The organism is Rheinheimera sp. WS51, assembly GCF_050936095.1.
GTDB lineage: Bacteria > Pseudomonadota > Gammaproteobacteria > Enterobacterales > Alteromonadaceae > Alishewanella.
Map to the genome: position 1 here is coordinate 539,687 of NZ_JBOTRC010000001.1, position 26,868 is coordinate 566,554.

The following is a 26,868-nucleotide window of genomic DNA, read 5'->3' on the forward strand; positions in this document are numbered from 1 at the left end:
CGCAGCTAGAAAAGAGTAGAACAAACTTGAAAAACAAAAGCTTTTTAAGCATAAGCATGATGTCAGCGTCCTTGTGAGCGATCAAAGCAATGCTTAATATAGACCCTAAAGGTTTATTTTAACAGTGTTAAAATACTAAATCTTTGCACCTGCATAATCTAGTTGACGCCATGATTCATAAACAAAAACAGAAACAGCATTAGACAAATTCATTGAACGGCTATTCGCCGTCATTGGAATTTTTAGCCAATGTTGCATAGGCAGTCGCTCAAGTAAATCCATGGGTAGCCCACGGCTTTCAGGGCCAAAAATTAAGGCGTCATCGGCTTGATATTGTGCATCGCTATGTCTCGTTTGCCCTTTAGTAGTACAGGCAAATAAACGCTTAGGCTGAACCTGCTGTATAAACTGGTCGAAATTACGGTGGCGCTGAACATGAACAAACTCATGATAATCTAAACCGGCACGCTTAATTCGTTTGTCGTCCCAAGCAAAGCCTAAGGGTTCAATTAAATGCAGCTTAAACCCGGTATTGGCGCATAAGCGAATAATATTGCCGGTATTAGGTGGGATCTCAGGTTCGAATAAAACAATATGTAACATGCTAAGCTCCAATGCGTTTAATTAAAGGGGACTTGTTGTAAAAAGTCATTAATGGCGTTAAAAGCGTTGTCGCGAATGGCATCATGCTCCATAAAAATTTCGTGTTTAGCACCTTGAATACTGACTTTTTGTTTATTTAAGTTTTTTGGTAAGGCCTGATACCAATTATCTTGCGAGCGATTAGCAACCACTTTATCTTCGGCTGCTTGTAATAATAGAACTGGCGTTGACCACTTAGCCGCTTGTAAATGAATATTTTCCATTGCATAAATCGCTTGCTCTAACCAGCGCAGTGTCACACCACCTAGTTGACTTTTAGGCTGTTGCTGATACTGCTGCTGTAACCAAAGGTAACGCTCTTGATTACTGGTTTGTGGGTTATTTTTAAAGGGTTTTAGTCGATAATCGCCTTGAAAAGGTGCATACCAAGGGGTGGTGCTAAAACAGCGGTTTACTTTATACCAAGCTAATACCGCAAACTGGGCAACAGGATAAGGCACTATACTGGTATAAATTCCGAACATAGGTGCCGCTAAAATGGTTGCAACAAAAGGATGCTTAGGCTGCTTAGCCAGATAAGTCGCTAAGATGGCGCAGCCCATAGAGTGGCCTAATGCAATATGATACTTATGCTGGCGAGGCTGAACAATTTGCAGCATAAATTGATTAAAATCTTGCTGATATAAATCAAAATCAATAATATCGCCTTTAAATTTATTGCCTAACGAACGTTGAGATAACCCTTGGCCACGGTGATCTAGAATAAAAACACTGTATCCCGCTTGGACTAATTCATAGCTTAGTTCGGCATATTTTAATGCCATTTCCATTCTGCCAGCGCTGATAACAACCGCACACTGAGCTTGTGGCGAGTGATGGTATTTATAAAATAAGCGGGTACCGTCGTGGCTTATTAGCTCACCCTCTGGCATTTTGTGCCAAAATGGCTGAACGCGCTTTTGCCATTGCTCGGTTAATAGTGCCGCTTTGCTAAGAGGCTTAATAATGGGAAAAGGGCTATGCGGTTTCAAGCGTACACTCATTTGTCACAGAATGGCGCTAGTTTACTGGGATCTGCATTGTGATACAAAGCCCTGCATCAGATATTTTAGATGCTGTTACCGTGCCAGCATGCTGGCGTATAACTTTAGCTACTATTGCTAAACCTAAACCTGTTCCCCCTGTGTTATTAGTGCGGCTATCTGACACTCGATAAAAGGGTTCGAAAATTGCCTCTAATAAGTGTGCCTCTATGCCATCACCTTGATCACAGATGCTAATGGTTACTAAGTGATTACCAGTAGTTAAACTGCAGCTAATAGTGCTTGCTTCAGGACTATATTTGATAGCATTACGTAGCACATTCTCAATAGCCCGAGCTAATAGTTGGCTGTCGGCATGAACTTCAATAGGCTCTTTAGCAATAAATTCAATTTGTTGCTTTTTAGCATCTGCTTCAACTTGATTCACTTCAATAATATCGGCAACAAGCTCTGTTAGATCAAAAGCCTGCTTTTGAAGCTGGTACTGGCCAGCATCGAGTTTACTGTAAGTAAGTAGCTCATCTAACATAGTATCAATTCGATCGAGCTCTTGTTTAATTCTGGGAACTTGCTGTAGGTTTTGTTGCCGCTCAGTTAGGCCTAATGCTAGTTGTGCTCGCGCTAAAGGAGAGCGCAGCTCGTGGGAGATATCTCTTAATAAACGCTGCTGATTAGTTAATAAAGCACTAATACGCTCGGCCATGGTATTAAAGCTATGGCCTAACTGACCAAGCTCATCTTGGCGTTTAATTAAATTAAGCACCCTAACATCGAGCTCACCATTAGCAAATGCGAGATTGCGTTGTAATAATTCACGTAAGGGCTTTGATATTGAAATGGCTAAAATAACACTAGCAACAATAGAAATAACCAGCATAAACAGTAACACCAGATGCTGTGGCGCATCGTGAATATGCCACCATGGGCGAACACGGTGCTGCCTTTTTTGATAGAGTGCCAGCGACTCATCACCAAGCTGTAATATAAAGGGGCCTGCGAGAGTAAGGTTTTTATGCTTTAACCAACCCGGTCTAGATAATTGAGATAACTCTGTTAACCAGTTTTGATCAAAATCTTTAGGTAAAGCAGGAATAGAGCTAATTTTATTTGTCTGAGTGTTAACGACTAACCAGCGATTTGGCTGCTGTTTATCTAAGGCTTTAATTAAGCTCTCGCTATTAGCTAGGTGTTGATAATGCGTTACTTGTCGCTGTATCTTAGCGGCTATATTTGGTGATAATCGTCTAATCTCGGTAGGCTCACTAAGGCTGCGAGATAATAAAACTGCAGTAATAACCGCACTTAGCAGTACCAGCCAAAACCAAATAAAAATACGTCCAGCAAGATAATGAAAAGGATTTAATGATTTCAATATAACGCTCTCGTTATTAAACTAGCTGTTAGGTAACAATAAATAGCCTGAACCTCTTAGGGTTTTAATTTTTTCTTCAGCGCTATATTGGCTTATTTTTTTTCGTATATTACTAATATGCATATCTAAACTACGATCATACATTTGCAAACGTTTGCCTAGCACCTTTTGGCTTAATTCATCTTTAGTGTGAACAATACCCGGTTGCTGCATTAAGATTTCTAATAGTTGAAACTCGGTTACGGTTAAGTTTAAATCTTGATTTTGGCACTGTGCTTGGCGGTTTTTTCGGTTAAGGGTTAAGCCATTAACTTCAAGCAGGCTACTAGTATGTAAAGGGGCTTGCATTAATTCTGCGCGACGTAATATGGCTTTTATTCTAGCCACTAATTCGCGGGGATTAAAAGGCTTAGCTAAATAATCATCTGCGCCTAATTCAAGCCCAACGATGCGATCAATATCATCACCACGCGCGGTTAGCATTAACACAGGACAGTAGTTGTCACCTTGACGCAAGGCTTTTAAAACACTTAAACCATCCATGCCAGGTAACATAATATCTAATAAAATTAACTGATACTGGCCCGAATTAGCTTCAGCTAACCCAGCAGGGCCGGTATGTTCGGCATGAAACTGCAGTTCATCAAGTGCAAGATACTCTGATACTAACTGACAAAGCTCAACATCATCGTCGATCATCAGTATGGCTGACATGGCGCCTCCTTTTTATCTTAGTGTACTTAATCTACTTAAAGATTTATCCACCTTTACAGAGTCTTTACCTGTTGCTTGCGTTGCTTTGCAATCGATGTTTTATGCTGTGAGAGTGCACGCTAATTAACCTACATATTATCTAATGGAGTTAAAAATGAAATTAACAAGTTTAGTAACAACACTACTGCTGGCTAGCGGGTTAAGTTTAACTAGCATGGCAATGGCAGACGTTGATAAATCAGAAAACAAAAAGGCTGAATCAAGTCATGACAATCAACATAATACCCGTCATAGACAGCATAAAGAACGGACGATGTTTATGCATCATTTACGCTCTTTAGATTTATCAACTAGTCAGAATGAGCAGGTTAAGCTATTAATGCAGCAATATAAAGCAGATAGTAAAAGTCAACGAGCGAATAAAGCGCAAAGGACACAAATGCAAACGGCTATTAAACAGTTAATGCAGGCCGATTACTTTGACCAGGCTCAAGCCGAGCAGCTAGTTAACCAACAGCAAATGCAGCAGAAACAGCAACAATTATTGCGCTTAAAGCTGCAATACGATGTGTTACAGCTATTAACGCCTGAGCAAAAAGAGTATCTTGCAGCATTAAAAAGTAGCAGGAAACATCATTAATTAGCCCAGCCTAAACTTAATAATGCTAACTAATTCGGCATAAATAAAATCTACTTAGGTTAATACCCTGCCAGCTAAGTTATTTTATACTTAGCTGGCTTAATTACTTCAAGCCTAGCTGGTTGAGTTTTCTCGTTAAGGTATTGCGGCCCCAACCTAAACGTTTGGCCGCATCTTGCTTATGGCCTTGGCTAAAGGCTAACGCTTGTTGAATTAATACTTTTTCTAATGCTAATTGGGCATCTTGGGCAAGATTATCATTACCAGTAGCCAGTTGTTGTGTAACCCAGTGGCTAAATAAATCTTGCCAATTGGTACTGGCGCTTGGTTGGGGACTATTCGTTGCTTGGGCTTGTAAGGGGGGATTTACTGCGCTGTCTAGTAATTCAGAAGGTAAATCGGTTTTATTTATATTTTTTCCGCTGGCCATGACGGTTAGCCAGCGACAGGTATTTTCTAGTTGCCGTACATTACCTGGCCAGTCTAATTGACTTAGCAAATGTTCAACTTCGGGGTTGAGTTTTTTCTTTTCTACCTTTAGTTCTAAAGCGGCTTGTTGTAAAAAATGTTGTGCTAACTGCGCAATATCCTGTTTGCGCTCTTTTAATGGAGGTAAATGGATCCGGATCACATTTAAGCGGTGAAATAAATCTTCTCGAAATTGACCTAAGGCTACTAACTGCTCTAAATTCTGGTGGGTTGCAGCAATAATTCGAACATCTACACTTATAGGCTCAAGACCACCCACGCGATAAAACTGACCTTCGGCTAATACCCTTAGTAAACGTGTTTGTACATGCAATGGCATATCGCCAATTTCATCGAGAAATAAGCTACCACCATTGGCTTGCTCAAAACGACCTTTGCGTAATGTATTGGCACCAGTAAAGGCGCCTTTTTCATGGCCAAACAGTTCCGACTCTATTAAATCAGTGGGAATGGCGGCCATATTTAGGGCGATAAAAGGTTGGGCTTTACGCGGGCTATGTTTATGCAAGGCTCTGGCAACTAACTCTTTACCTGTACCTGACTGGCCGTTAATTAAAACGCTAATACTAGAGCGCGCTAAGCGGCCTATAGCGCGAAACACTTCTTGCATAGCAGGCGCTGCACCAATAATCTCTGACGATATGGTGTTATTAATTAGGTCGTCTTGGCTTGGGTGAGTGGCGGCTTGCTCTAAAGCTCGGCTAATTAAGTCTACGGCTTCGTTAATATCAAAAGGTTTGGGTAAGTATTCAAATGCGCCACGGCTAAAGGCATTAACAGCACTTTCTAAATCAGAATGGGCGGTCATAATGATGACGGGTAAGTCGGGCAGTTGTTGTTGTAGTTGATTTAATAACTGTATGCCGCTACTACCTGGCATACGAATATCAGAAATGACGACGCTAGGTTGCTGATAAGTAAGTCGTTGCAACATTAAGTCAGCAGATGCGAAGCTTTCAGTTGCAATATTTGCTCGAGCGAGGGCTTTTTCTAATACCCAGCGAATAGAGTTATCATCGTCAACTATCCAAACACTTTGCGCCATGGGTTAATTCTCACTGTCTACTATGGGTAAATACAGGCAAAACTCGGTATGACCAGGCCAGCTATCGCAATCTATCCAACCGCCATGTTGATGCAAAAGCGTTTGGGCAATAGATAAGCCTAAGCCATTTCCTTGCGGCTGGGTGGTTACCATAGGATAAAATAGGGTGTCTTTAACCGCTTCGGCAATCCCTGGGCCATTATCAATAACTTTAATAGCGGCAACCAACTTATAACGCTTTCCGTGTAAGGTGTGTTGAAATAAAACACGGGTTTGCAAGCAGATATCTCCGCCTTGAGTGAGTACTTGCTGAGCGTTACGGACGATATTAAGTAAGGCCTGTTGTAATAGTTCGGTATCAAAAGCAAAGTCAGGAATGCTGGGATCGTAATCTAAGCTAAACTGGACTTTATGGGGGTTGTCCATTAAGGCGAGTTGTCTAACTTGCTCTATCATTTGATGTAGATTATTTTTTTGCAGCTTTGCTGGCCGATAAGGGCCAAGCAATCGGTCAACTAAGTTTGTTAATCGGTCGGCTTGAGCAATAATTAGCTGGGTGTATTCGGTTAGCTCGTCAGTTAATGACATTTCCAGCAATTGCGCTGCACCACGTAAACCGCCAAGTGGATTTTTTATTTCGTGGGCTAAACCACGAATAAGCTCTCGGGCTGCCAAATGCTGATGTTGCTGTAAACTCTCTAAACTTATTTTTCTTTGCTGATCAATTTGTCTGATTTCTAGCAACAAGTGTTGCTCAGGATTTTCACAGTAAGTCACGGTTATATCGAGTAATAAATGCCGACCGTCTAAGCTAATGGCTTTAACATCTGTGACATTAAAATTATTCTGTGAAGAAATGGCTTGATTAAAACGCTGAGTGTTAACTTCGTTATACTGAAATAGCTGGCTAAAGTGCTGCTGTAAAATTCGTTTTTCACCTAAGCCTAATAAAGCACTAGTGGCCGGATTATAAAACGTAACAAGCAAGTGCATGTCCAGTAATAAGACTGCCGTTGTCATTTGCGCACTGATTAGTTTTTCTGTAGAAATTAAGCTATTAGTCACCGCTGCTCCTTTGCACCATATTGGTGCATTGCGCAGTGTAATCTAGAGAATAAAAAATTGCACGAATAACTTATTGCTTAAAAGGACATTAGCAAGAGGTTAGTTTGGATTAATTCGTGATGCTCGATGTAAGTAGAAAGTACTCACTGGACTTGTTGCTATTACTTTACCTGTTGCATCTAATAGCTGCATTTCTAGTTTATGTTCGCCCCGCTCAATATCTCTAAGTACAAAAATAGTACTATTTTGCGGTTCGGCTTGTGCTTGGCCATCAATGAGTAGCTTAACTCTTAAGCCGCGCTTAAATGATGGTGTTATGCGACCTGAGACATGGACAGAGCCGGTATTGTCTCGAACCGTTGCTTGATCTTCTGGCTGCATAATGCTGATTTCATATTGTTCTGAAGCTGGTTGTCTCGCTTTAGGAAGCGTAGGATCAGTTGCGGGCATAACATTAGGCCGAGCTAAAAAGTTGACTTCTTCTGCGCCCATTTGTGGGCTATCTGAAAAAACCAAAACACCATTTTCATCAGTAGTGACAAATACTTTTTTGGCTTGTGCATCAGCAAAGGTTGGCAACAACATACATAATACTAATAGCAATAAACTTTTATTCATTATTAGCCAGTCCTTATATTGCTTTATTATTTTTATAGTTTGATTACTCTATCGTGAATTGTTAATAAATTCTACTAAAAAAAAGCCCACTTAAAAAAGTGGGCTTTATCAATAACTTTTAGCTTTAAACGCTATAGTATAACTCAAACTCTAATGGATGAACGGCTACAGCAACTCGCATGGCTTCAGCACGTTTAATCTCTATATATGCATCAATCATACAGTCGGTCATTACGCCGCCTTTAGTAAATACAGCGCGGTTTTTATCTAGTTCGTCTAATGCTTCTTCTAAGCTTTTAGCTACTTGAGGAATATTAGCCGCTTCTTCTGCTGGTAAATCATATAAATCTTTATCCATAGCATCACCAGGATGAATTTTATTTTGAATACCGTCTAAGCCGGCCATTAATTGCGCAGTGAAGGCTAAATAAGGGTTAGCTGTTGGATCTGGGAACCGGCACTCAATACGGCGCGCTTTAGCACTTGGCACTAAAGGAATACGGATTGATGCAGAGCGGTTACGTGCAGAATAAGCTAACATAACAGGTGCTTCATAGTGTGGGACTAAACGCTTGTACGAGTTTGTTGAAGGGTTGGTAAAAGCATTTAATGCTTTAGCATGTTTAATAATACCGCCGATATAATATAAGGCTAATTCTGATAAGCCAGCATATTTATCACCAGCAAATAAATTGACACCGTCTTTAGCTAAAGATTGATGACAGTGCATGCCCGAGCCATTATCACCTACTAAAGGTTTTGGCATAAAGGTCACTGTTTTACCATATAAGTGAGCGACGTTTTGAATAACATATTTTAATTGCTGAGTTTCATCGGCTTTTTTAGTTAAGCTATTGAACTTGGTGGCAATTTCATTTTGGCCAGCTGTAGCAACTTCATGGTGATGCGCTTCAACTGTTTGGCCCATCTCTTCTAGCACCATACACATAGCACTACGAATATCATGGCTAGAGTCTACTGGAGGTAGTGGGAAATAACCGCCTTTTACTGTTGGACGATGGCCTTTATTACCGCCTTCATAACTCGTGCCTGAGTTCCAAGCTGCTTCTGTTGAGTTTATTTTAAAGAAGGAGCTACCCATGGTTGTTTCAAAACGAATATCATCAAACATGAAAAACTCTGGCTCTGGGCCAAATAAAATAGTGTCAGCAATGCCGGTAGAACGTAGGTAATCTTCAGCACGTTTAGCGATTGACCGCGGATCGCGATCATAGCCTTGCATGGTGCTTGGCTCAATAACATCGCAAGTGATATTAAGTGTAGTTTCCTCAAAGAAGGGATCTAAAACTGCGGTGCTTGGATCTGGCATTAAAATCATGTCTGAGTCATTAATGCCTTTCCAGCCTGTCATTGATGAGCCATCAAACATTTTGCCATCTTCAAAAAAATCTTCATCTATTTGATTGACTGGAATGGTAACGTGCTGCTCTTTACCTTTAGTGTCAGTGAAGCGTAAATCAATAAATTTCACTTCATTCTCTTTTATTAAACTCATTACAGTTGATGCAGACATGCATTCCTCCAGTTAATCTGATTTTTTTGCGTTTGGTTGCGCTTGTTACTGTTTTCACTTTTGCTATAGTAGCTAATTATATGCCAATTATTTAAGTTTATGTATTTATTGAAATAAATATTTATAACTCAATTTTTAATAAGATGCTCTGCACTATAATGGTGCAACTTGTTAGTGTTTTGGTGCAAGGTTGAACCCCACTAAGCCTATAACCATAAAGCATAAAATAAAAAAAATGCAGAAATATTAATATGCAGTTTTTCTTTCTAGGTAAAAACAGAGTAGAATATGCGCCCTTAACGTAAAGTTAATTATTGCCTAGTGGTCATTATGGTCATCTAGTGCCACAGAGGATATGTTTACATGAGTGTTACCGCAACAAACTTAGACAAACTGCGCAATATCGCCATTATTGCCCACGTTGACCACGGAAAAACTACTTTGGTCGATAAATTATTACAGCAATCAGGCACTTTTGATGCTCGCGCTAAATTAAAAGAGCGAGTTATGGACTCCGATGCGCAGGAATCTGAACGCGGTATAACTATATTAGCGAAAAATACATCAGTGCGTTGGAATGGTTATCACATTAACATTCTTGATACCCCAGGTCACGCCGATTTCGGTGGTGAGGTTGAGCGTGTATTATCAATGGCTGATTCTGTTTTATTATTAGTTGATGCTGTTGATGGCCCTATGCCGCAAACTCGCTTTGTAACCCAAAAAGCCTTTGCCCACGGTTTAAAGCCGATTGTTGTTGTTAATAAGATAGACCGTCCTGGCGCACGTCCAGATTGGGTTATTGACCAAGTATTCGATTTATTCGATAACTTAGGTGCAACTGATGAGCAATTAGATTTCCCTATCGTTTATGCGTCTGCGTTAAATGGTTGGGCAACCTTAGATTACAATGATAAAAAAGAAAACATTGACGACTTATTCTCGGCCATTGTTAAACACGTAGCACCACCAGCTGTAGAGTTAAACGGTGAAACACAAATCCAAGTTTCTCAGTTAGATTACTCTAGCTATTTAGGCATTATCGGTATTGGCCGTATTAAGCGTGGTAGTTTAAAACCAAACCAACAAGTGACTGTACTTGGTGCTGATGGTAGTAAGCGCAATGCAAAAGTAGGCCAAGTATTTGGTTATTTAGGTCTAGAACGTGTTGAAACCGATGAAGCAACAGCCGGTGATATTGTTGCTTTCACTGGTTTAGGTGAGCTTAAAATTTCTGACACAATTTGTTCGACCACCAAACTTGAAGCGTTACCGCCACTGACGATCGATGAGCCTACCGTAACGATGACGTTCCAAGTTAATACCTCACCATTTGCCGGTAAAGAAGGTAAGTTTGTTACCTCTCGTCAAATTTTAGACCGCCTAAATGCGGAGCTAAAACACAACGTTGCTCTGCGCGTTCAAGAAACTGACGACGGTGATAAGTTCCGTGTTTCAGGCCGTGGTGAATTGCACTTAGGTGTGTTAATTGAAAGCATGCGTCGTGAAGGTTACGAGTTAGCAGTATCTCGTCCAGAAGTTATTATGAAAGAAGTTGATGGCCAGAAAATGGAACCAATGGAAAACGTTACCATTGACTGTGAAGAGCAGCATCAAGGTTCTATCATGGAGAAAATGGGTGAGCGTAAGGCTGAATTAACCAATATGCAGCCAGATGGTAAAGGCCGTATTCGTTTAGACTTTATGATGCCTAGCCGTGGTTTAATTGGTTTTAGAACAGACTTTATGACCATCACTTCAGGCACTGGCTTAATGTACCATAGCTTTGATCACTACGGTGACTTCAAAGGCGGTAACATTGGTCAGCGTATGAACGGTGTTATGATCTCTAATGCAATGGGTAAAGCAGCAGGTTATGCTATTTTCTCATTACAAGAACGTGGTCGTATGTTTATCGGTCATGCTGAAGAAGTATATGAAGGCCAAATTATTGGTATTCATAGCCGTAGCAACGATTTAACTGTGAACTGTTTAAAAGGTAAGCAATTAACAAACGTCCGTTCTTCTGGTACTGATGAGGCAATCAACTTAGTACCACCAGTGCGCTTTACTTTAGAGCAAGCGCTAGAATTTATCGATGATGATGAATTAGTAGAAGTTACGCCTAAATCTATTCGTATTCGTAAGCGTCACTTAACTGAAAACGAACGTAAACGTGCTAGCCGCGGTTAATCGTTAACTAGATAGAAAAAGCCAGCTAAAAGCTGGCTTTTTTATTGCTTCTTAAAAGCTTAAGTGAATTTAGAAACTAGAGGATCACTAAAGCAAAATAAAGATGTTAACTGGTTGTATTTATAGCTTTCATGTATTCTATATAAAGATTATTTTCAGTGGGGGGGTAAGGATGCGGCAGCAATTAGTACAAATAAAAGCTAATAGTATTCGTTTTATTCAGCTTTATATACAGCGCTGTGTGCATGACCAAATTACGGTTATCAGCGGTTATTTAGCTTATATTTCTTTATTATCATTAGTGCCATTAATTGCGGTGATCTTCTCAATGCTTGGCGCTTTTCCTATGTTTTCTGATCTACGTACTGAAATTGAAGCTTTTATGTACGCGAATGTGATCCCCTCACGAGGTGATGAAATTCAAGGCTACATTACCCAATTTATAAGTAATACAGCAAAGATGACAGCCTTTGGTATTGCTGCATTAGTGGTTGTTGCTTTGATGTTGATCCACAATATTGATAAAAGTTTAAATAAAATTTGGCGGATCACTAAGCGACCACGGCTTATTATTTCATTTTCAATTTATTGGATGATTTTAACCTTGGGTCCCATTTTAGTGGGTAGCTCTATTGCCCTAACATCTTATTTAGTTACCTTAACTAAGTACGCTGATAATTACACCTTAGGCTTTTCAACCTATTTATTAGGTTTAGTACCGTATCTGTTCTCGCTAATTGCCTTTTTTCTGTTGTATCTGGTTGTGCCTAATATCAAAGTGAAAATGAAACACGCCATTTGGGGGGCCTTATTAGCAACTGTTTTATTTGAGTTCTTTAAGCGCGGGTTTGCACTATATATAAGTCATTTCCCGTCGTATCAAGCTATATATGGTGCCTTAGCCTTAGTGCCAATCTTGTTTGTTTGGGTGTATTTGTCTTGGGTTGTTGTATTACTTGGCGCTGAGTTAACTGCGTTATTGCAACAGCTGGATGCCGATAAGCAAGAGCAAGAAAATGATGAGACTGCCTAACTTGTTTTATCTGGAAAATTAAATATGAAGCATTGGCAATTACGCGAGCCACAAACTAGCCAAGAATGGCAACAATATTATCAGTTACGTTGGCAAGTATTACGACAACCTTGGCAGCAACCGCAGGGCTCTGAGCAAGATAGCTTAGACGCTAAAGCTTATCATTTATTATTAATTAATGATGCTGGTGACATTGCTGCGGTAGGTCGTATACATCAGTGCCAAGATAAAACCGCGCAAATTCGCTATATGGCTGTGGCTGAGGCTTATAGGGGTAAAGGAGCAGGGCGGCGTATTTTACAAGGGTTAGAGCAGCAAGCTGTTTTATGGCAATGTGTAAGTGTTATCCTCAATGCCAGAGAGTCTGCTATCGGTTTTTATCAAGGTTTAGGCTATCAAGCTAAAGAAGAGGCTGAAGCATTGTTTGGTATTGCTCATACTAAAATGGCCAAGGTAATAAAATTAGAAGCAAGTAAGCAGGTATTTGGCCAGTGGTGCCAACAGCTAGGGCAAACTTGGCAGCAGACCATCCCTATGAGCCAGTATATGCAAATAAGTATTAATGGTTTTGATGGTAATACCTTTAGTTGCCAAGCTCCTTTAGCTCCCAATATAAATCTGCATCAAACTATGTTTGCAGGCAGTATTTACACGTTGGCCACTTTAACCGGCTGGGGCATGCTATTTTTACAGCTACAAGCTCAAAATTTAAGCGGTGATATGGTTTTAGCCGAAGGCAACATTCGCTATTTTGCACCGGTATCGATACACCCTGCAACTCGTTGCCAATTACAGCACTGTATTGGTGATCTTAGCCCTTTAGCTAGCGGTAAAAAAGTATCACAAAGCATAACAGTGGCAGTGTTATCTGATAATAAAGTGGCAGCTGAATTTAAAGGCCGTTATGTGGTGCTACCTAAAAAGGCTAGTCAGTAAAACGCCAAGCTAATAGTAAACTGGTTTTTTGGCCTTGCTGCATTTTCTGTTGCTTTATAACCACTTTGTTATATTTAGCTAATAAAGTTAATAAAGGCTTATGGTGCTGGCGCTGGGAAACTAGGGTTGTAAACCAACCTACCTGTTTAGAAAATAGATAACTTTCTGCAATCATATTACTAATAAAGCTAAGTTCACCGCCTTCACACCAAAGCTCGCTGGCGCTACCTTTGAAGTTCCGGCCTTGATTAGGTTTACCTAGTTTTTGCCACTTTTGTTTATTAACGGCAGTGGCTTCTTTGGCTGAACCATAAAAGGGTGGGTTACAAACGGTTAAACTAAAATACTCATTAGGTTGAATAATGCCCTGAAAAATATGCTGACTTTGTTTTTGTTGGCGCAGCGTGATTTTCTGCTGCAACTTTTTATTGGCATTAATAATAGTTTGCGCCACTTGTAATGCTTTAGCATCAATATCGCTACCTATAACCTGCCAACCAAAGCTTCGACTAGCCAAAATGGCATAAATGCAGTTAGCACCACAGCCAATATCTAACATCTTAATTGAAGACTTAGTTTGGTGACAAGCCGCAGGTAACTCTGAAACTAAATCAGCGGCATAGTGTAAGTAATCGGCTCGCCCTGGAATAGGCGGGCATAAATATCCTTCAGGTAGCTGCCAGAAATCTACTTGATAATAACTAGCCAATAAGGCTGCATTTAAACTTTGCACAGCTTTAGGATTGCTAAAATCAATAGTGTCAGCGCCGGTTGGACTTCTCACCACAAAAGATGTTAGAGCAGGATAACGCTGACAAAGTTGCTTAATGTCATAACGCCCTTGGTGCGGGTTTTTAGGGTGTAACTTGTTTGCTTGATTAGTCATAGTCTGACGCAATAGTAAGTTTGTTTATAGTGTAATGGAATGACTTAATGGCTGCGAGTGGCAAACTGCAGATTTGTTGACTGGTATTATAATTCCCTAGGTTTAACCACAATGGGGCCTTTAACTTGACTCGATAATTGCTTTATTAAGCATTTATCATCTGTTTATTAAGACAGAAAGACTATTTTGTTTGAAAATAACCCTATCATTATCTTCTTTGAAGTATTCATCATGATCAATAAATGGTTAGTCGTCTCTTCAATTAGTACCGTATTAGGCTTTTTGGCTGGTGTAATTTATCTTTTATTTGCTGAACATTCTTTATTGCTTAGTAATAGCGGTTGGGTGCTAAGTGCATTTTGGTCAACCTTTATGTTGTGGATTTTTATATTTATGTTTGTTTTAACCTTAGTGTTAAATATTATCGTTTTTATAGAATTAGACTCTCACCACAGTATGTTAACGATTAGCCTGCCGAGTTTAATTTCTATCAAGCAGAGGCAACAGCAGTTTATTGCTACAGCTTTAGGTTATTTAGAAAGTGAGGGGGTTCTTAAAGCTGCAGCGCATGAGAACCAACATTATCTTACAGTTAATGCCGAGGCTAAAAAGCTAGTATATATTCAACACAGATCACAACGGGTTGATATTTCGGTCATTAGACAGCTATTTCAGCAAATGTTGGCTGAAGATATACGTGAGGGCGTTGTGGTGAGTTATAGCGGTTTTAGTGGCCAAGCATGGATTTTTGCTAAAGAAGCAAATATTCAGCTTATTGATCAAAAAAGTATAAAAAAACAGCATAAACAATATAATAAACAGCAATTCGCACTTATTTAATAATGAGCTGTAGTGGCTTAACTGGCTGCGAGGCTCAATTATTAGCCACTACTGCTACAAACACCAGCTAGTTAATTTACTTTAAAAGTACTAGTGTCTTGCTTTAATTGCGTGGCTAACTTCGCCATATCATCACTATGCGTTAAACTGCGTTGCGCTTTTGCGCTGCTATCTGCTGATAACTCAATCATTTGTTGCATATTACTATCTATAGCTTGACCTAAAGTGAGTTGTGTCTCTGTGGCTGAAGCAACTTGTTCATTAAGTATCTGGGTTTGCGAAATAGCTTGATTGACCGCAGCTAATGAATTAACTAGGGTTGTCATTTGCTCTACACATTTATCTGAATCTTCTTTACCTTTACCTACTGCACTAACAGCTTGTTGGCTTTGTTGTTGCAAGCTTTCAATCATCTGACGAATTTCTGCCGTTGCCTGTTGGGTACGGTTGGCGAGAGTTCTCACCTCATCGGCGACGACCGCAAAACCTCGGCCCTGTTCACCAGCTCTTGCCGCCTCAATAGCCGCATTAAGTGCTAAAAGGTTGGTTTGTTCGGCAATATCTCTTATCGTAGAGAGGATGCTATTGATGCTATTAACCTCTTCATTAACATTGCTCATTATACTGCTGGTATTCGTTAATTGATCAGCTAAACCTTGGATCAGGTTATTGTTTTGACTGGCTATGCCATCAATTGCTTGTCCTTGATCTTGGGCTTGCTTCATGGCGTTTGCTGTTTGAGCCGCAATATCTGCAATCTCGCGAGTACTTGTTGCAAGCTGCACAGTTACATCATTAACTAAAGCAATTTGTTGCTGCTGTTGTTGTAATGAAAGATTAATTTCACCTATTTCCTGGCTGGACAAGTTGGTAAATTGATCAAGCTCGTTGGCATTATGTTGGATAGTTATGATTAAACGGCTTAACGCTTGGGTTAAACTATTTACTTTTGCAGCTAGGGCGCCAAATTCATCTTTTTGGCTGACATTAAGTTGACGACTTAAATCCCCCTTAGCTATTTCACCTAGCACTTTGTTAATGCCGGCTAAAGGCCTTAACATAACATTGATTGTAAAATAGGCAGTGATAATGGCGAGAATAATTAAAATTAGGGTTAAGCCTAAAGTTAGATTAGACCCGCTACTAACACTGCTCGTCATTTGCTGTTGTAGTTGACTTAACTGAGCTTCAGTGGCAGTAAGCAAAGAATCTAAAGCAGTTATTGATTGCTCGACTTTCTGCTCAGCAATGCTAAATTGCTGACGGGCGCGACTTTGCTGTTTAAGTTGCTCGGCTTTCATAGTCGCTAGATTATCAGCTGCTTGTAAGCGTTGTCGGATCTGACTCATTTGCTGAGTAAATTCAGGCCATAAGTTCCCGCTATCTTGCCCTTGGAGTAAATTGGCTAAATAGTTAATATTTACCTGCATATCACTGAGTGAGAAGTTGATATTTTGTCCATTCTTTTCCGCTTTGCTTACATCGGTGTCGGTAGTGACTTCTTGTAGGGTATTCATTAAGCCAAGCAGTTGGCCATCAATAATATTTGCACTACCGGATATCAACTCGGCAAGCGCTTGATCTTCTAGCTCTAAATAAGAAATATCAACTAAGTTTGCACCCGCATTATCTATTAGCTGTTGTAATTGGGTAAATTCTTCATTAGTGCGTTGCTGGTAATCAATAGCCGCTTCTTTAGCGTTAAACATGGCTAAGGCTGCTGTTTTATAATCAGTATATTGCTGCTTAAACTGCTGAATAAGTTCGATAAACTGGCTGTCATTCGCTGTTAACTTACCTAGGCCGGCTAACTGTGTTTCTAAAGCAAGTTCGGCTTGATTAAAAAGCTGTTGATATTGAGTGATTTCATTAGAGGTGTCTGCGGTAAAACCTAAAGCAGATTGCTTGGCAAGTTTTAATAATTGAATTTGGCTCGTATTGCTTTGCTGTTGTACTGGAACCGCAAGCTGATTAACTTGTTGATTTGAAATGTTAATATTGAAGAAACTAACTAAAGCGAAGCCACTAGAGAATAAGAGCAATAAGATAATAAAGCTAAAACCTAGGATAACTTTATGGGCAACTGTCAGATTAGGCATTTACAGGCTCCAAAATAAACTTACTTAAAGATAATAGAGCTTTGTGCTTGAGGATACAAATACTTAGATGGAAAATAGGAGAAGTTTGAAAACTACCTAAAACGATAGCTAGCTTATTTCGCTACCGTTTTAGGCTGTAAATAACTTAAAAGCTACATAATACCTTAGCAGGCAATAAGCTATTTAATTGTCGTTGGCGCAGTACTTCTGCGCTGTTATCTATGTCTGGTGCAAAATAGCGATCTTGCTGATAAAAACTCACCTTTTCACGCAAAATTTGCTTAGCTTGCTCTAATAAAGGTGTTGTTTTTAAAGGTGCTCTAAAGTCTAAACCTTGAGCTGCAGCTAAGTATTCAACGGCTAATACACCTAAGGTGTTTTCAGCCATATCCGCTAGCCTGCGAGCTGCGAAGGTGGCCATAGAAACATGATCTTCTTGGTTAGCCGAAGTGGGTAAGCTATCAACAGAAGCTGGATGCGCTAGCGACTTATTTTCTGAAGCTAAGGCTGCAGCTGTGACTTGGGCTATCATAAAGCCACTATTAACACCGCCATTAGGTACTAAGAATGGTGGTAATTTACTTAAGGTCGCATCTATCAGTAACGCCATCCGACGCTCTGATAAGGCACCTATTTCAGCAATCACTAAAGCTAAGTTATCAGCCGCCATAGCAACCGGCTCAGCGTGGAAGTTACCGCCTGAGATAATGTCATTATCGTCAGCAAACACCAGTGGGTTATCGGTTACGCCATTGGCTTCAACTTCTAAGACTGATGCAGCATGGCGAATTTGAGTTAAGCAAGCGCCCATAACTTGTGGCTGACAGCGTAAGCTGTACGGGTCTTGTACTTTTTCGCAATTAGTATGAGACAGGCCAATTTCTGAGCTGTCTTGCAAGAGATGGCGATAAACAGCAGCAGAGTCAATTTGACCTTGTTGGCCACGGGCCTGATGAATACGATCATCAAATGGCGAGCGACTGCCCATAGCTGCTTCTACGCTCATGGCGCCAATAACAGATCCAGCGGCAAATAAATCTTCCGCTCTAAATAAGCCTTCTAACGCAAACGCAGTTGAGGCTTGAGTACCATTTAATAAGGCTAAACCTTCTTTGGCGGCTAGAGTTACCGGCTCTAAATTAGCAAATTTTAAGCCTTCACGGGCATCATAAATTTGCCCTTTATAGCTAACTTCGCCTTCACCAATTAAAGGTAAAACTAAATGGGCTAAAGGGGCTAAGTCGCCTGAAGCGCCCACTGAACCTTTTTTCGGAATACAAGGGTAGACTTCGGCGTTAACCAGTTTAATTAAAGCTTCTATAACCTCTAGGCGAATGCCTGAAAAGCCGCGGGCTAATGAATTTATTTTTAACACTAGCATTAAACGCACCGTGCTATCGTCCATTAAGTCGCCATAGCCTGCGGCATGAGATAATACGATTGAGCGTTGTAATAGCTCTAACTCTTCGGTTTTAATGCGGGTGTTGGCTAATAAACCAAAGCCGGTATTAATGCCATAAACCACGCGGTTTTCTTTAAGCACCTTGGCAACGCAGGCGGCTGATTTTTCAATACCTGCAATCGCTGAAGAGTCTAAACTTAATTGCACGGCTTGTTGTTGTACTTGGCGTAATTGGGCCAAGCTAAGCTTGCCTGGTGCTAAATTTAATGAAAAGCTCATTCTATGTCTCCGTTACCTTTAACCATTAATCATTGGTAGGTCTAAATTTTGTTGTTTAGCGCAGTCTTTAGCGATGTCGTAGCCGGCATCAGCATGGCGCATAACCCCTGTACCTGGGTCATTCCATAATACACGGCCTAAGCGAGCCTCTGCTGCATCAGTACCGTCGGCAACAATAACTACGCCGCTATGTTGGCTGTAGCCCATACCAACACCACCACCGTGATGCAACGACACCCAAGTCGCGCCGCCTGCGGTATTTAATAAGGCATTTAATAATGGCCAGTCAGATACGGCATCTGAACCATCTAACATGGCTTCTGTTTCTCTATTTGGGCTGGCAACAGAGCCTGAGTCTAAGTGGTCTCGACCGATGACAATAGGGGCAGATAATTCACCACTTTTCACCATGTCGTTAAAGGCTTTAGCGATACGGGCCCGATCTTTTAAGCCAATCCAGCAGATACGCGCTGGTAAGCCTTGGAATTGGATCCGCTCGCGCGCCATATCAAGCCAGTTATGTAAATGCGGATCATCAGGGAGCAATTCTTTCACCTTGGCATCCGTTTTATAGATGTCCTCAGGATCACCCGATAACGCCACCCAACGGAAAGGCCCTATGCCTTGGCAGAATAAAGGACGAATATAAGCAGGCACAAAACCTGGGAAGTCAAAGGCATTTTCTACGCCCATATCTTGGGCCATTTGGCGAATATTATTGCCATAGTCTGTTGCCACAGCACCGCGCGTTTGCATAGTTAAAATGGCTTTTACTTGCACCGCCATGGAGTTTTTAGCAGCTGTAACGACTTCATCTGGTGCGACTTTACGTTGCTCTTGCGCCTGTTGCATAGTCCAACCTTGTGGCAAGTAGCCATTAAGCGGATCATGGGCCGAGGTTTGGTCGGTAACCACATCTGGTGTAATGTTACGTGCTACTAATTCAGCAAATACATCAGCGGCATTGGCTAATAAACCGATAGAAATAGGTTTGCCATCTGCTTTAGCTTGTTCAAGCATGGCTAAGGCTTCATCTAGGCTCTGGGCTTTTTTATCGACATAACCGGTTTTTAAACGAAAATCGATCCGGCTTTCATCGACGTCACAAGCTAACATATGGAAGCCCGCCATGGTTGCGGCTAACGGTTGAGCGCCACCCATGCCACCTAAGCCACCGGTTAGGATCCATTTATTGCTAGGATCACCGTTAAAGTGCTGTTTAGCAATTGCAACAAAGGTTTCATAGGTGCCTTGTACTATGCCTTGGGTACCAATATAGATCCAAGAGCCGGCGGTCATTTGGCCGTACATCATTAGGCCTTTTTTATCCAGCTCATTAAAATGTTCCCAGTTGGCCCAAGCTGGCACTAAGTTAGAGTTAGCAATTAATACTCTTGGTGCATCTGGATGAGTAGGAAAAACACCAACAGGCTTACCACTTTGCACTAATAAAGTTTGGTTATCTTCTAAGCGCTCCAGCACTTCAACAATTTTATCAAAGCATTGCCAGTCACGTGCGGCGCGGCCAATGCCACCATAAACAACTAAAGATTGCGGGTGCTCTGCCACTTCAGGATCGAGGTTATTCATTAACATCCGTTTAGCAGCTTCTGTTTGCCAACTTTTTGTGCTGATACTCGTGCCACGGTCGGCACGGATAACACGGCTATTATCAATACGTGGATCAGTCATTAGATATTCTCTCTACTGGTCGGGAGTGAAAAATTAAGGTGACCGCCTAAACGATAGCGGCTACCTGGTGAAGTTAAATACGCTAAACTCACAGCGCCTTCTCGGCTAAAGGTGCGCCGAGTTAAACGTAAACAGGGTTCAGCTTTTTTCAGTTGTAATTGCTGGCAAGTAAAGTGATCTGGCCAGATGGCTTCAACCGTATGCTCAGCTTCGGTTAAAGGGGCAATAAAGCTTAAATACTGGTGCGGTGTTTGGCTGTTAAAATCTTGCTGCACATAGTCTGGCACTAATAAGGGGCTGACATAACGCGCTTCAAGTTGCAATGGCAGTTGATTTTCAATATGCACTATCAAGGAGAAATACACTGGTTGATTGCGCTTTAAGCCTAAAGCTTCAGCAATAACCGCAGGGCAGGGTAATTCCGTTAGTTGTACTAATTTGGCTTGATAACTATGGCCGCGGGCGTTTATTTCGTCTGCGATATTGCGTATTTCTAACAAAGAAGATTGCGATTTTAAAGCCGCTACAAAACTACCCACACCTTGAGTACGATATAAAATGCCTTGCTCAGTTAGCTCTTGTAAGGCACGTCTTGCTGTCATGCGGCTAACGCTAAATTGGCCGGCTAAATCATTTTCTGATGGCACACGGCTATGTTCAGGCCAAGCGCCAATTTCGATTTGACCTAGCATGTATTCTTTTATTTCAGCATATTTAGCAACGGCCATTGAAGTTCCAATACCTAAAGATGATTAAGACTAAGGCAAAAAATATAGTATCTTGGTTGTATATACAAGTGGTTAGCGGTAATTTAGTTTAAAATAACATGATAAAGCTGACAACTTGATGGCAGATTGTGATGAGCTTTCAAGTTATTGGCAGCCGTTTCAATGTAACAGGAGTGAATATGCAACAGTTTGATGCTGTATGGCTAAATGCCAATATTGCCACTATGCAAGAGACAGAAAATGCTTATGGCACTATTAATAATGCGGCTTTAGCCATTAAAGATGGCGTTATTGCTTATGTTGGGCCGCAAACGAACTTGCCCGAGTTTGATCGTAAGACCACAGCTGTTTATGACATCGCAGGGCAGTGGATTTTACCCGGTTTTATTGATTGTCATACCCATTTAGTTTATGCCGGTAGTCGGGCTAACGAGTTTGAAATGCGCTTAAATGGAGCTAATTATCAAGATATAGCCGCAGCGGGTGGGGGAATTAAGTCAACTGTTGCCGCTACGCGACAAGCTTCAGAGCAGCAATTGTTTAAGTTGGCACAGCAACGTTTAAATACCTTATTAAGCCAAGGGGTCACTACAGTAGAAATAAAGTCTGGTTATGGCCTAGATTTAGCCAACGAAGAAAAAATACTTAAAGTCGCCGCCTTATTAGATCAACAGCACCCTATTAGCATTAGTAAAACTTTTCTTGGCGCTCATGCTTTACCTACTGAGTATGCCAATGACGCAGATGGTTATATTGATGCTGTTTGTGCCATGCTGCCGATTTTGCAGCAGCAAAATTTAGTTGATGCGGTGGATGTATTTTGTGAAAACATTGGTTTTAGCATAGAGCAGACTCGTAAAGTTTTTGCCGCCGCAACAGCTTTAGGCTTACCGGTAAAAGCCCATGCCGAGCAATTATCGAATTTAGGCGGCAGTGCCTTAGTAGCTGAGTTTGCTGGCTTATCGGCAGATCATATTGAGTTTTTAGATCAAGCAGGCGTGCAAGCTATGGCTAAAGCCGGCACGGTTGCGGTGTTATTGCCAGGTGCTTATTACTTTTTACGAGAAACTCAGCAGCCGCCGATTGAGTTATTACGTCAGAACGGTGTCGCTATGGCTTTAGCGACAGATTTAAATCCGGGTACCTCGCCTTTATGCTCACTACCGTTAATGTTAAATATGGGCTGTACCTTATTCCGCTTAACGCCAGAAGAAGCCTTGTTAGGGGTCACCCGTCATGCGGCAACCGCTTTAGGCTATAAAGATCGCGGTATATTAGCTACCGGCATGCGAGCAGACTTTGCTTGTTATGCTATTACCCAGCCAGCAGAGCTGTGCTATCAATATGGGGTGAGTAATTTAAGCCAGCTATTTATAGCAGGTAAAGAAGTAAATAATTAATTTAGCCAAATATTCGCCTAGCTAGAATTTATCTACTAGCTAGGCAGGGTAGATTAAACATCAAGCGGCTAAGCTAGGTTAAACTATGCTAGGTTAAACTATGCAAAGCTAAGCCAAGTGAGACTAAGCCAAGTTAGACTATAGGCGGTTGCTGTTGTTTGCCTTGAATAAATGCAAAGGTTAAAGCCGCTAATACTTGGCCTGCTTCATTCATGCCCGCAGCTAAGCCTGCCGGATGTTGGCTCGGTGCCGCTTCGGCTAAATGCAAATATTGACTGCGCGGCAATTTAGCCAGTTGAAACACAAACTGCTCGGCAGCAGCAACGCTAATACCACAATTAGTAAAGGCGCTAACGGGCATTGAGCTTATGCTGTCAGTGTCTACTTCAATACCAATAGCATTATTGCCCTGAACAATAGAATCAATGCAGTGGCTCAGCGCTTGATTATAGCTATATTGTTGGCGAACAAAAATTTGTTGATAACTAATAAACTCAGCACCCGCTTGGGCCATTAAGGCTAAATTGGCTGCTGAATTTTTTAATTCATGTAAGCCTAAAACAAAATAGTGTTGTAATTTTTGTTGCTGCCAAGCATAACTAAAACCATTGCCACTGTGTCGGCCTTCTAAAGCGCGAAAATCAGAATGCGGATCAAGATTTGCGCAATTAACCGCCCGCTGACTGACAGTGGCCAGCGCACTGATTATTGGATAACTATTATTATGGCCGCCGCCAATAACGATAGGGTAAAGTTCAGCGGCAAAAATTTCTGCCACGACTTGCTCGACTCTTTGGTCGATAATCTCGACTAATTGACGTAACTGCTCAAGTTGCGCTGGAACATTAGGCTTAAGCTCACTCGCTTGGGCTTGTAAATCGCTACAGTCAATATCGCCAAGCAGCAAAATTTGCTTAGCGTTAATAAAGTCGTTGCTTTGTAGATTAAGAAACTTACTTAAGAAAGCGGTCCAGCCAGCACTAGCGCCTGCTGAACCTAAGTTAGCTCTGGGGCCTATATCTTCACTAATGCCAACTAATACATAACGACAGCCTTGTTGTTTGCTATCTTGTAACTGCTCGGCTAAAGGGCTGCTGCTATTGGGTAGTAAAACCTGCTGACCTAAGCGTTGCTCTCCGGCTCTAGTTTGGCATAGTGCACTAAGTTGTTCTGGTGCAAAAAGTTTCAGCATAACTAACACTCTTTAGCTAAATGCATTTTAAAAAAATTATCATTCTATATCTAGGGCATCTGGTGACATAATAATGCCAGTGGTATCGGCATAGAGGTGATCACCGGGTAAAAAAGTCACACCAGCAAAGTTAACTGGCGCATCTACTTCACCAAAGCCTAGATCATCCGCGCCAACAGGAATGGCATTAACAGCTTGAATACCAATGTCAAAATCTTCCAGTAAGTCTAACTCGCGCACACTACCGTAGCAGACAATGCCTTCCCAATCATTGCTAGCGGCTAAGGCCGCTAACTCCGCATCAATAATGGCGCGTCTAGCAGAGCCACCGGCATCTATTAATAATACTTTACCTAAACCAGGGCTTGATAAAACTTGACGAACTAGGCCGTTATCTTCAAAGCATTTAATAGTTGTTATTTGGCCACCAAATGAACGGCGACCGCCATAACTGGCAAAAATAGGTTCTACTACATCGATAACATCGGCATAGAGATCACATAATTCAGAAGTATTGTATTCCATGGCAGGCTCCGTTTTTTAAGTTGTTGAGCATTAGTATACGCTGCGTTAGACTAGGCTCAAACTTTTATTCAAAACAAACAATTAGAATAAAGCTAGCAGTATCAGTTGTAAGGCTAATTAGTAGTTTGCTATTGTGTTGATAATCTTCTTTTAGGTAATTGTAGTGACAGCTGAACTTTTTGCTAGACTCGCCATTTATTCCACCCAGCTTGGGGTAGCATTGTTACTCAGTTATTTGCTATGGCATTTTAGCCGGATCTATCGCCAAAGCTATATTCAATCTTGGTTCTTCGCTTTTATTGCCTTCTCTGTATACCAACTGGGTATTCTGATTCGCCGCGATGGCATGGCTAACTTGATACTTGATACTGGCTTTAATATTATTGTGGTTGCCGCAAGCTATGGTTTTGCTGTGTTTTTACTCCGGGGTATGACACAAACTCGGTCCTCTTTAATTAGCATAAGTAGGCAATTAACGACTAATCGTTTAGTCATAGGCAGTTTGTTAGTTGGTATTTTAACTGTAGTTCCTTTTGTGATTTTTGATGACCTAGCTAATTGGCGTCGTTATTTTCAGTCAGACTTACGTTTATTTTTGATGGGCGTATTGTTATTAGTGGCAGCATTAAGCCTTTGGCATCAACTTGAAAAATCACTGGGTCAACGCTTAAGTGTAGTAACAATGCTAATCTGGGGTGGATTGTATATCTCTTTTTCAGTTTGGATGATGTTTAGCCCAGAGCTAGGTATTTTTGCTGAATATTTTTTTGCATTTAAATGTTTCGAGTTACTTTTAATTTGTAGTATGGGGCTGGCGCTATTAATTTGGCTGCAAGAGCACGAACGCAATAATAATATGCAGCTGACAAAGAAAACCTTGTATTTAGATAAACATGATCAACTAACTGGCGCTTTAAATCGAGACGCGCTTCTGTTGCAGTTAGATAGTCAAATACAGTTACAGGAAGGTAAGCCAGTCCATCTACTTATGCTGGGTTTAGATAAGTTTAAAACGGTAAATGAATCAGTCGGTATTAAGCAAGGTGATAAAATACTGCGCTTATTAGTTGAGCGTTTTAGCTCTAGTATTATTAAGCCTGTATTGATCGCCAGAACCGGTGGCGATATTTTTGCTTTAGTGATTAAAGATATAAATAATGATAAACAGTTACAGTTTACCTTAGATCATATTACTCAACTAGTTGAAAAAAACTTTGTTTTAGATACCGGTATTTTACAATTGAGTTGTAGCGTCGGTTTCTCTAGTTATCCTGAACATGCCAGCACAGCTGATGCTTTATTACAAAAAGCCAATATTGCCTTTCACCAAGCAAAACGGATCCAAAACTCGTGGTTAGCCTATCAACCTGGGATGGAGGATGAAACAACGCGTTTAATTTGCTGGGAAAATGACATTTTCTATGCTATGGAGCAGTCGCAATTTGTTTTATATTTCCAGCCTCAGTTATGTTTAAAACAAAATAAACTGGATGGGTTTGAAGTTTTAGTACGTTGGCAGCACCCAAGTAAAGGCTTACTGATGCCAGGACAGTTTTTACCTTATGTTGAACAATTAGGCCTAAGTCGTAAGCTGGATGTTTGGATTTTACAGCAAGCAATTAAGACCATACAGCGCTGGCAGCAACAGAGTATTTTTATTCCATTAGCCGTTAATATGTCGCCGTTGCATTTTCAGCAAGAAGGTTTAAAAGCTAAAATTCAGCAATTTTTATTACAGTATCAAGTGCCACCACAGATGCTAGAGCTTGAGATAACCGAAAATACAGCTATGCAAGATATGGAAGTGGGCTCTAATCATGTAATGGAATTACAGCAAATGGGGATCAGGTTATCGATAGATGATTTTGGAACCGGCTATTCATCCTTGTCATATCTACGGCAAATGCCTATTGATAAAATTAAAATTGACCGTAGTTTTATTGCTGAAATGGCTGATAATGATTCAGATATGATGATTGTTAAAACCATGATTAAATTAGCCCATGGTTTAGGTAAGCGGATTTTAGCCGAGGGGGTTGAAACCAAGAACCAATTAGAATTATTGCGCAGTTTAGACTGTGATTCAATCCAAGGCTACTTCTATGCTAAACCTTTATCTGAACAAGATGCTTTAGCGTTTTACGCTAAGTGTTCTAATACGGGTTAAACTTAATGGCAATTGCAGCTTCTCGATTAGCATTTGCCGCTTGTAATCGCTGTAAATAGTCTTGCCACAGAGTTTCTTGATTTGTAGCGAGTTGGTGCAGGTAATGCCAGCTATAAATACCTGTGTCATGGCCGTCATCAAACACTAGTTTAACTGCATATTGCCCGACAACACTAAGCTGCTTAATGCTGACCTGTTTTTTGTTGGCGACTAAGATAGGGGCGCCATGACGGCGAACTTCTGCAGAGGGTGAAAATACCCGCAAAAATTCAGCCGTCAGGCTAGCATGGCTTTGATCAGAGAAGTGAATATCCAGCACACGGCTTTGCTTATGATAATGTAGCTTGGTAACTTCTATCTCTGATTGATCCAT

23 protein-coding genes are annotated in these 26,868 nt (G+C 40.9%); 7 read left to right on the forward strand and 16 right to left on the reverse strand.

The annotated features are described in order from the left end of the window. Window positions 1-135 precede the first annotated feature (135 nt). Genes trmL through ACRCA4_RS02570 form a run of 4 tightly spaced genes read right to left on the reverse strand, consistent with a single transcriptional unit; the run spans window position 136 to window position 3,732 of the window. Window positions 136-603 carry a tRNA (uridine(34)/cytosine(34)/5-carboxymethylaminomethyluridine(34)-2'-O)-methyltransferase TrmL gene (gene trmL, locus ACRCA4_RS02555; RefSeq protein WP_433183697.1) on the reverse strand — a complete coding sequence of 156 codons (468 nt, stop codon included), beginning with the start codon at window positions 601-603 and terminating at the stop codon, window positions 136-138. A gap of 17 nt (window positions 604-620) precedes the next feature. After that, the gene (locus tag ACRCA4_RS02560) at window positions 621-1,634 is read right to left on the reverse strand and encodes an alpha/beta fold hydrolase (RefSeq protein ID WP_433183700.1); all 1,014 of its coding nucleotides are present in this window, start codon (window positions 1,632-1,634) and stop codon (window positions 621-623) included. A 28-nt stretch (window positions 1,635-1,662) separates the two neighbouring features. Beyond that, complete coding sequence (locus tag ACRCA4_RS02565) at window positions 1,663-3,018, reverse strand: ATP-binding protein (RefSeq protein ID WP_433183703.1); 1,356 nt, start codon at window positions 3,016-3,018, stop codon at window positions 1,663-1,665. Between the two features lie 21 nt (window positions 3,019-3,039). Beyond that, complete coding sequence (locus ACRCA4_RS02570) at window positions 3,040-3,732, reverse strand: response regulator (protein WP_433183706.1); 693 nt, start codon at window positions 3,730-3,732, stop codon at window positions 3,040-3,042. A gap of 154 nt (window positions 3,733-3,886) precedes the next feature. Between ACRCA4_RS02570 and ACRCA4_RS02575 the strand changes: the two genes are divergently transcribed. Continuing rightward, a complete protein-coding gene (locus ACRCA4_RS02575) occupies window positions 3,887-4,372 on the forward strand; it encodes a Spy/CpxP family protein refolding chaperone (RefSeq protein ID WP_433183709.1) in 486 nt (161 codons plus the stop codon). A 103-nt stretch (window positions 4,373-4,475) separates the two neighbouring features. Here the strand turns inward: ACRCA4_RS02575 and glnG are convergent, their stop codons facing one another. The 4 genes from glnG to glnA all read right to left on the reverse strand — a co-directional run bounded on the left by glnG (window position 4,476) and on the right by glnA (window position 9,123). Further along, entirely contained in the window at window positions 4,476-5,906 is a 1,431-nt protein-coding gene (glnG, locus tag ACRCA4_RS02580; RefSeq protein WP_433183712.1) for a nitrogen regulation protein NR(I), read from the reverse strand. A gap of 3 nt (window positions 5,907-5,909) precedes the next feature. Further along, window positions 5,910-6,971 (reverse strand): nitrogen regulation protein NR(II), encoded by a 1,062-nt coding sequence (gene glnL, locus ACRCA4_RS02585; RefSeq protein WP_433183714.1) that lies wholly within the window; start codon window positions 6,969-6,971, stop codon window positions 5,910-5,912. A gap of 99 nt (window positions 6,972-7,070) precedes the next feature. Then, complete coding sequence (locus ACRCA4_RS02590; RefSeq protein ID WP_433183717.1) at window positions 7,071-7,589, reverse strand: DUF4124 domain-containing protein; 519 nt, start codon at window positions 7,587-7,589, stop codon at window positions 7,071-7,073. 124 nt (window positions 7,590-7,713) lie between these two features. After that, window positions 7,714-9,123, reverse strand: coding sequence for a glutamate--ammonia ligase (glnA, locus tag ACRCA4_RS02595; RefSeq protein ID WP_433183719.1), 1,410 nt, complete (start codon window positions 9,121-9,123; stop codon window positions 7,714-7,716). A 363-nt stretch (window positions 9,124-9,486) separates the two neighbouring features. Between glnA and typA the strand changes: the two genes are divergently transcribed. From typA to ACRCA4_RS02610, 3 genes are all read left to right on the forward strand, one after another. Further along, entirely contained in the window at window positions 9,487-11,316 is a 1,830-nt protein-coding gene (typA, locus tag ACRCA4_RS02600; protein WP_433183722.1) for a translational GTPase TypA, read from the forward strand. Between the two features lie 172 nt (window positions 11,317-11,488). Beyond that, entirely contained in the window at window positions 11,489-12,349 is an 861-nt protein-coding gene (locus ACRCA4_RS02605; protein WP_433183725.1) for a virulence factor BrkB family protein, read from the forward strand. A 24-nt stretch (window positions 12,350-12,373) separates the two neighbouring features. After that, complete coding sequence (locus ACRCA4_RS02610) at window positions 12,374-13,285, forward strand: YiiD C-terminal domain-containing protein (protein ID WP_433183728.1); 912 nt, start codon at window positions 12,374-12,376, stop codon at window positions 13,283-13,285. Here ACRCA4_RS02610 and rlmF read toward each other — a convergent pair. After that, window positions 13,275-14,171, reverse strand: a complete 897-nt coding sequence (gene rlmF, locus ACRCA4_RS02615) for a 23S rRNA (adenine(1618)-N(6))-methyltransferase RlmF (protein WP_433183731.1) — start codon at window positions 14,169-14,171, stop codon at window positions 13,275-13,277. The genes ACRCA4_RS02610 and rlmF overlap by 11 nt on opposite strands. Before the next feature lie 231 nt (window positions 14,172-14,402). Between rlmF and ACRCA4_RS02620 the strand changes: the two genes are divergently transcribed. After that, window positions 14,403-15,011: a restriction endonuclease gene (locus ACRCA4_RS02620; RefSeq protein WP_433183734.1), complete on the forward strand. Its 609-nt coding sequence runs from the start codon at window positions 14,403-14,405 to the stop codon at window positions 15,009-15,011. A gap of 71 nt (window positions 15,012-15,082) precedes the next feature. Here ACRCA4_RS02620 and ACRCA4_RS02625 read toward each other — a convergent pair whose 3' ends face one another. From ACRCA4_RS02625 to hutC, 4 genes are all read right to left on the reverse strand, one after another. Next, window positions 15,083-17,110 carry a methyl-accepting chemotaxis protein gene (locus tag ACRCA4_RS02625; protein ID WP_433183737.1) on the reverse strand — a complete coding sequence of 676 codons (2,028 nt, stop codon included), beginning with the start codon at window positions 17,108-17,110 and terminating at the stop codon, window positions 15,083-15,085. A 145-nt stretch (window positions 17,111-17,255) separates the two neighbouring features. After that, window positions 17,256-18,791, reverse strand: a complete 1,536-nt coding sequence (gene hutH / locus ACRCA4_RS02630; RefSeq protein WP_433183740.1) for a histidine ammonia-lyase — start codon at window positions 18,789-18,791, stop codon at window positions 17,256-17,258. Between the two features lie 18 nt (window positions 18,792-18,809). After that, on the reverse strand, window positions 18,810-20,483 hold the full coding sequence (gene hutU / locus ACRCA4_RS02635) for a urocanate hydratase (RefSeq protein ID WP_433183743.1): 1,674 nt from the start codon (window positions 20,481-20,483) through the stop codon (window positions 18,810-18,812). After that, window positions 20,483-21,211, reverse strand: a complete 729-nt coding sequence (gene hutC / locus ACRCA4_RS02640) for a histidine utilization repressor (protein ID WP_313908548.1) — start codon at window positions 21,209-21,211, stop codon at window positions 20,483-20,485. The genes hutU and hutC overlap by 1 nt, the downstream gene beginning before the upstream one ends. 179 nt (window positions 21,212-21,390) lie before the next feature. On the opposite strand from hutC, the gene hutI reads away from it, so the two are divergent. Beyond that, the gene (hutI, locus tag ACRCA4_RS02645; protein WP_433183747.1) at window positions 21,391-22,611 is read left to right on the forward strand and encodes an imidazolonepropionase; all 1,221 of its coding nucleotides are present in this window, start codon (window positions 21,391-21,393) and stop codon (window positions 22,609-22,611) included. Between the two features lie 133 nt (window positions 22,612-22,744). Here the strand turns inward: hutI and ACRCA4_RS02650 are convergent, their stop codons facing one another. Next, a complete protein-coding gene (locus tag ACRCA4_RS02650; RefSeq protein WP_433183750.1) occupies window positions 22,745-23,803 on the reverse strand; it encodes a formimidoylglutamase in 1,059 nt (352 codons plus the stop codon). Between the two features lie 39 nt (window positions 23,804-23,842). Next, window positions 23,843-24,328 carry a ribonuclease E activity regulator RraA gene (rraA, locus tag ACRCA4_RS02655; RefSeq protein ID WP_433183753.1) on the reverse strand — a complete coding sequence of 162 codons (486 nt, stop codon included), beginning with the start codon at window positions 24,326-24,328 and terminating at the stop codon, window positions 23,843-23,845. Window positions 24,329-24,491: 163 nt separating this feature from the next. Between rraA and ACRCA4_RS02660 the strand changes: the two genes are divergently transcribed. Further along, window positions 24,492-26,495, forward strand: coding sequence for a putative bifunctional diguanylate cyclase/phosphodiesterase (locus ACRCA4_RS02660; RefSeq protein ID WP_433183756.1), 2,004 nt, complete (start codon window positions 24,492-24,494; stop codon window positions 26,493-26,495). Here ACRCA4_RS02660 and ACRCA4_RS02665 read toward each other — a convergent pair. Further along, window positions 26,482-26,868, reverse strand: coding sequence for a gamma-butyrobetaine hydroxylase-like domain-containing protein (locus tag ACRCA4_RS02665; protein ID WP_433183759.1), 387 nt, complete (start codon window positions 26,866-26,868; stop codon window positions 26,482-26,484). The genes ACRCA4_RS02660 and ACRCA4_RS02665 overlap by 14 nt on opposite strands.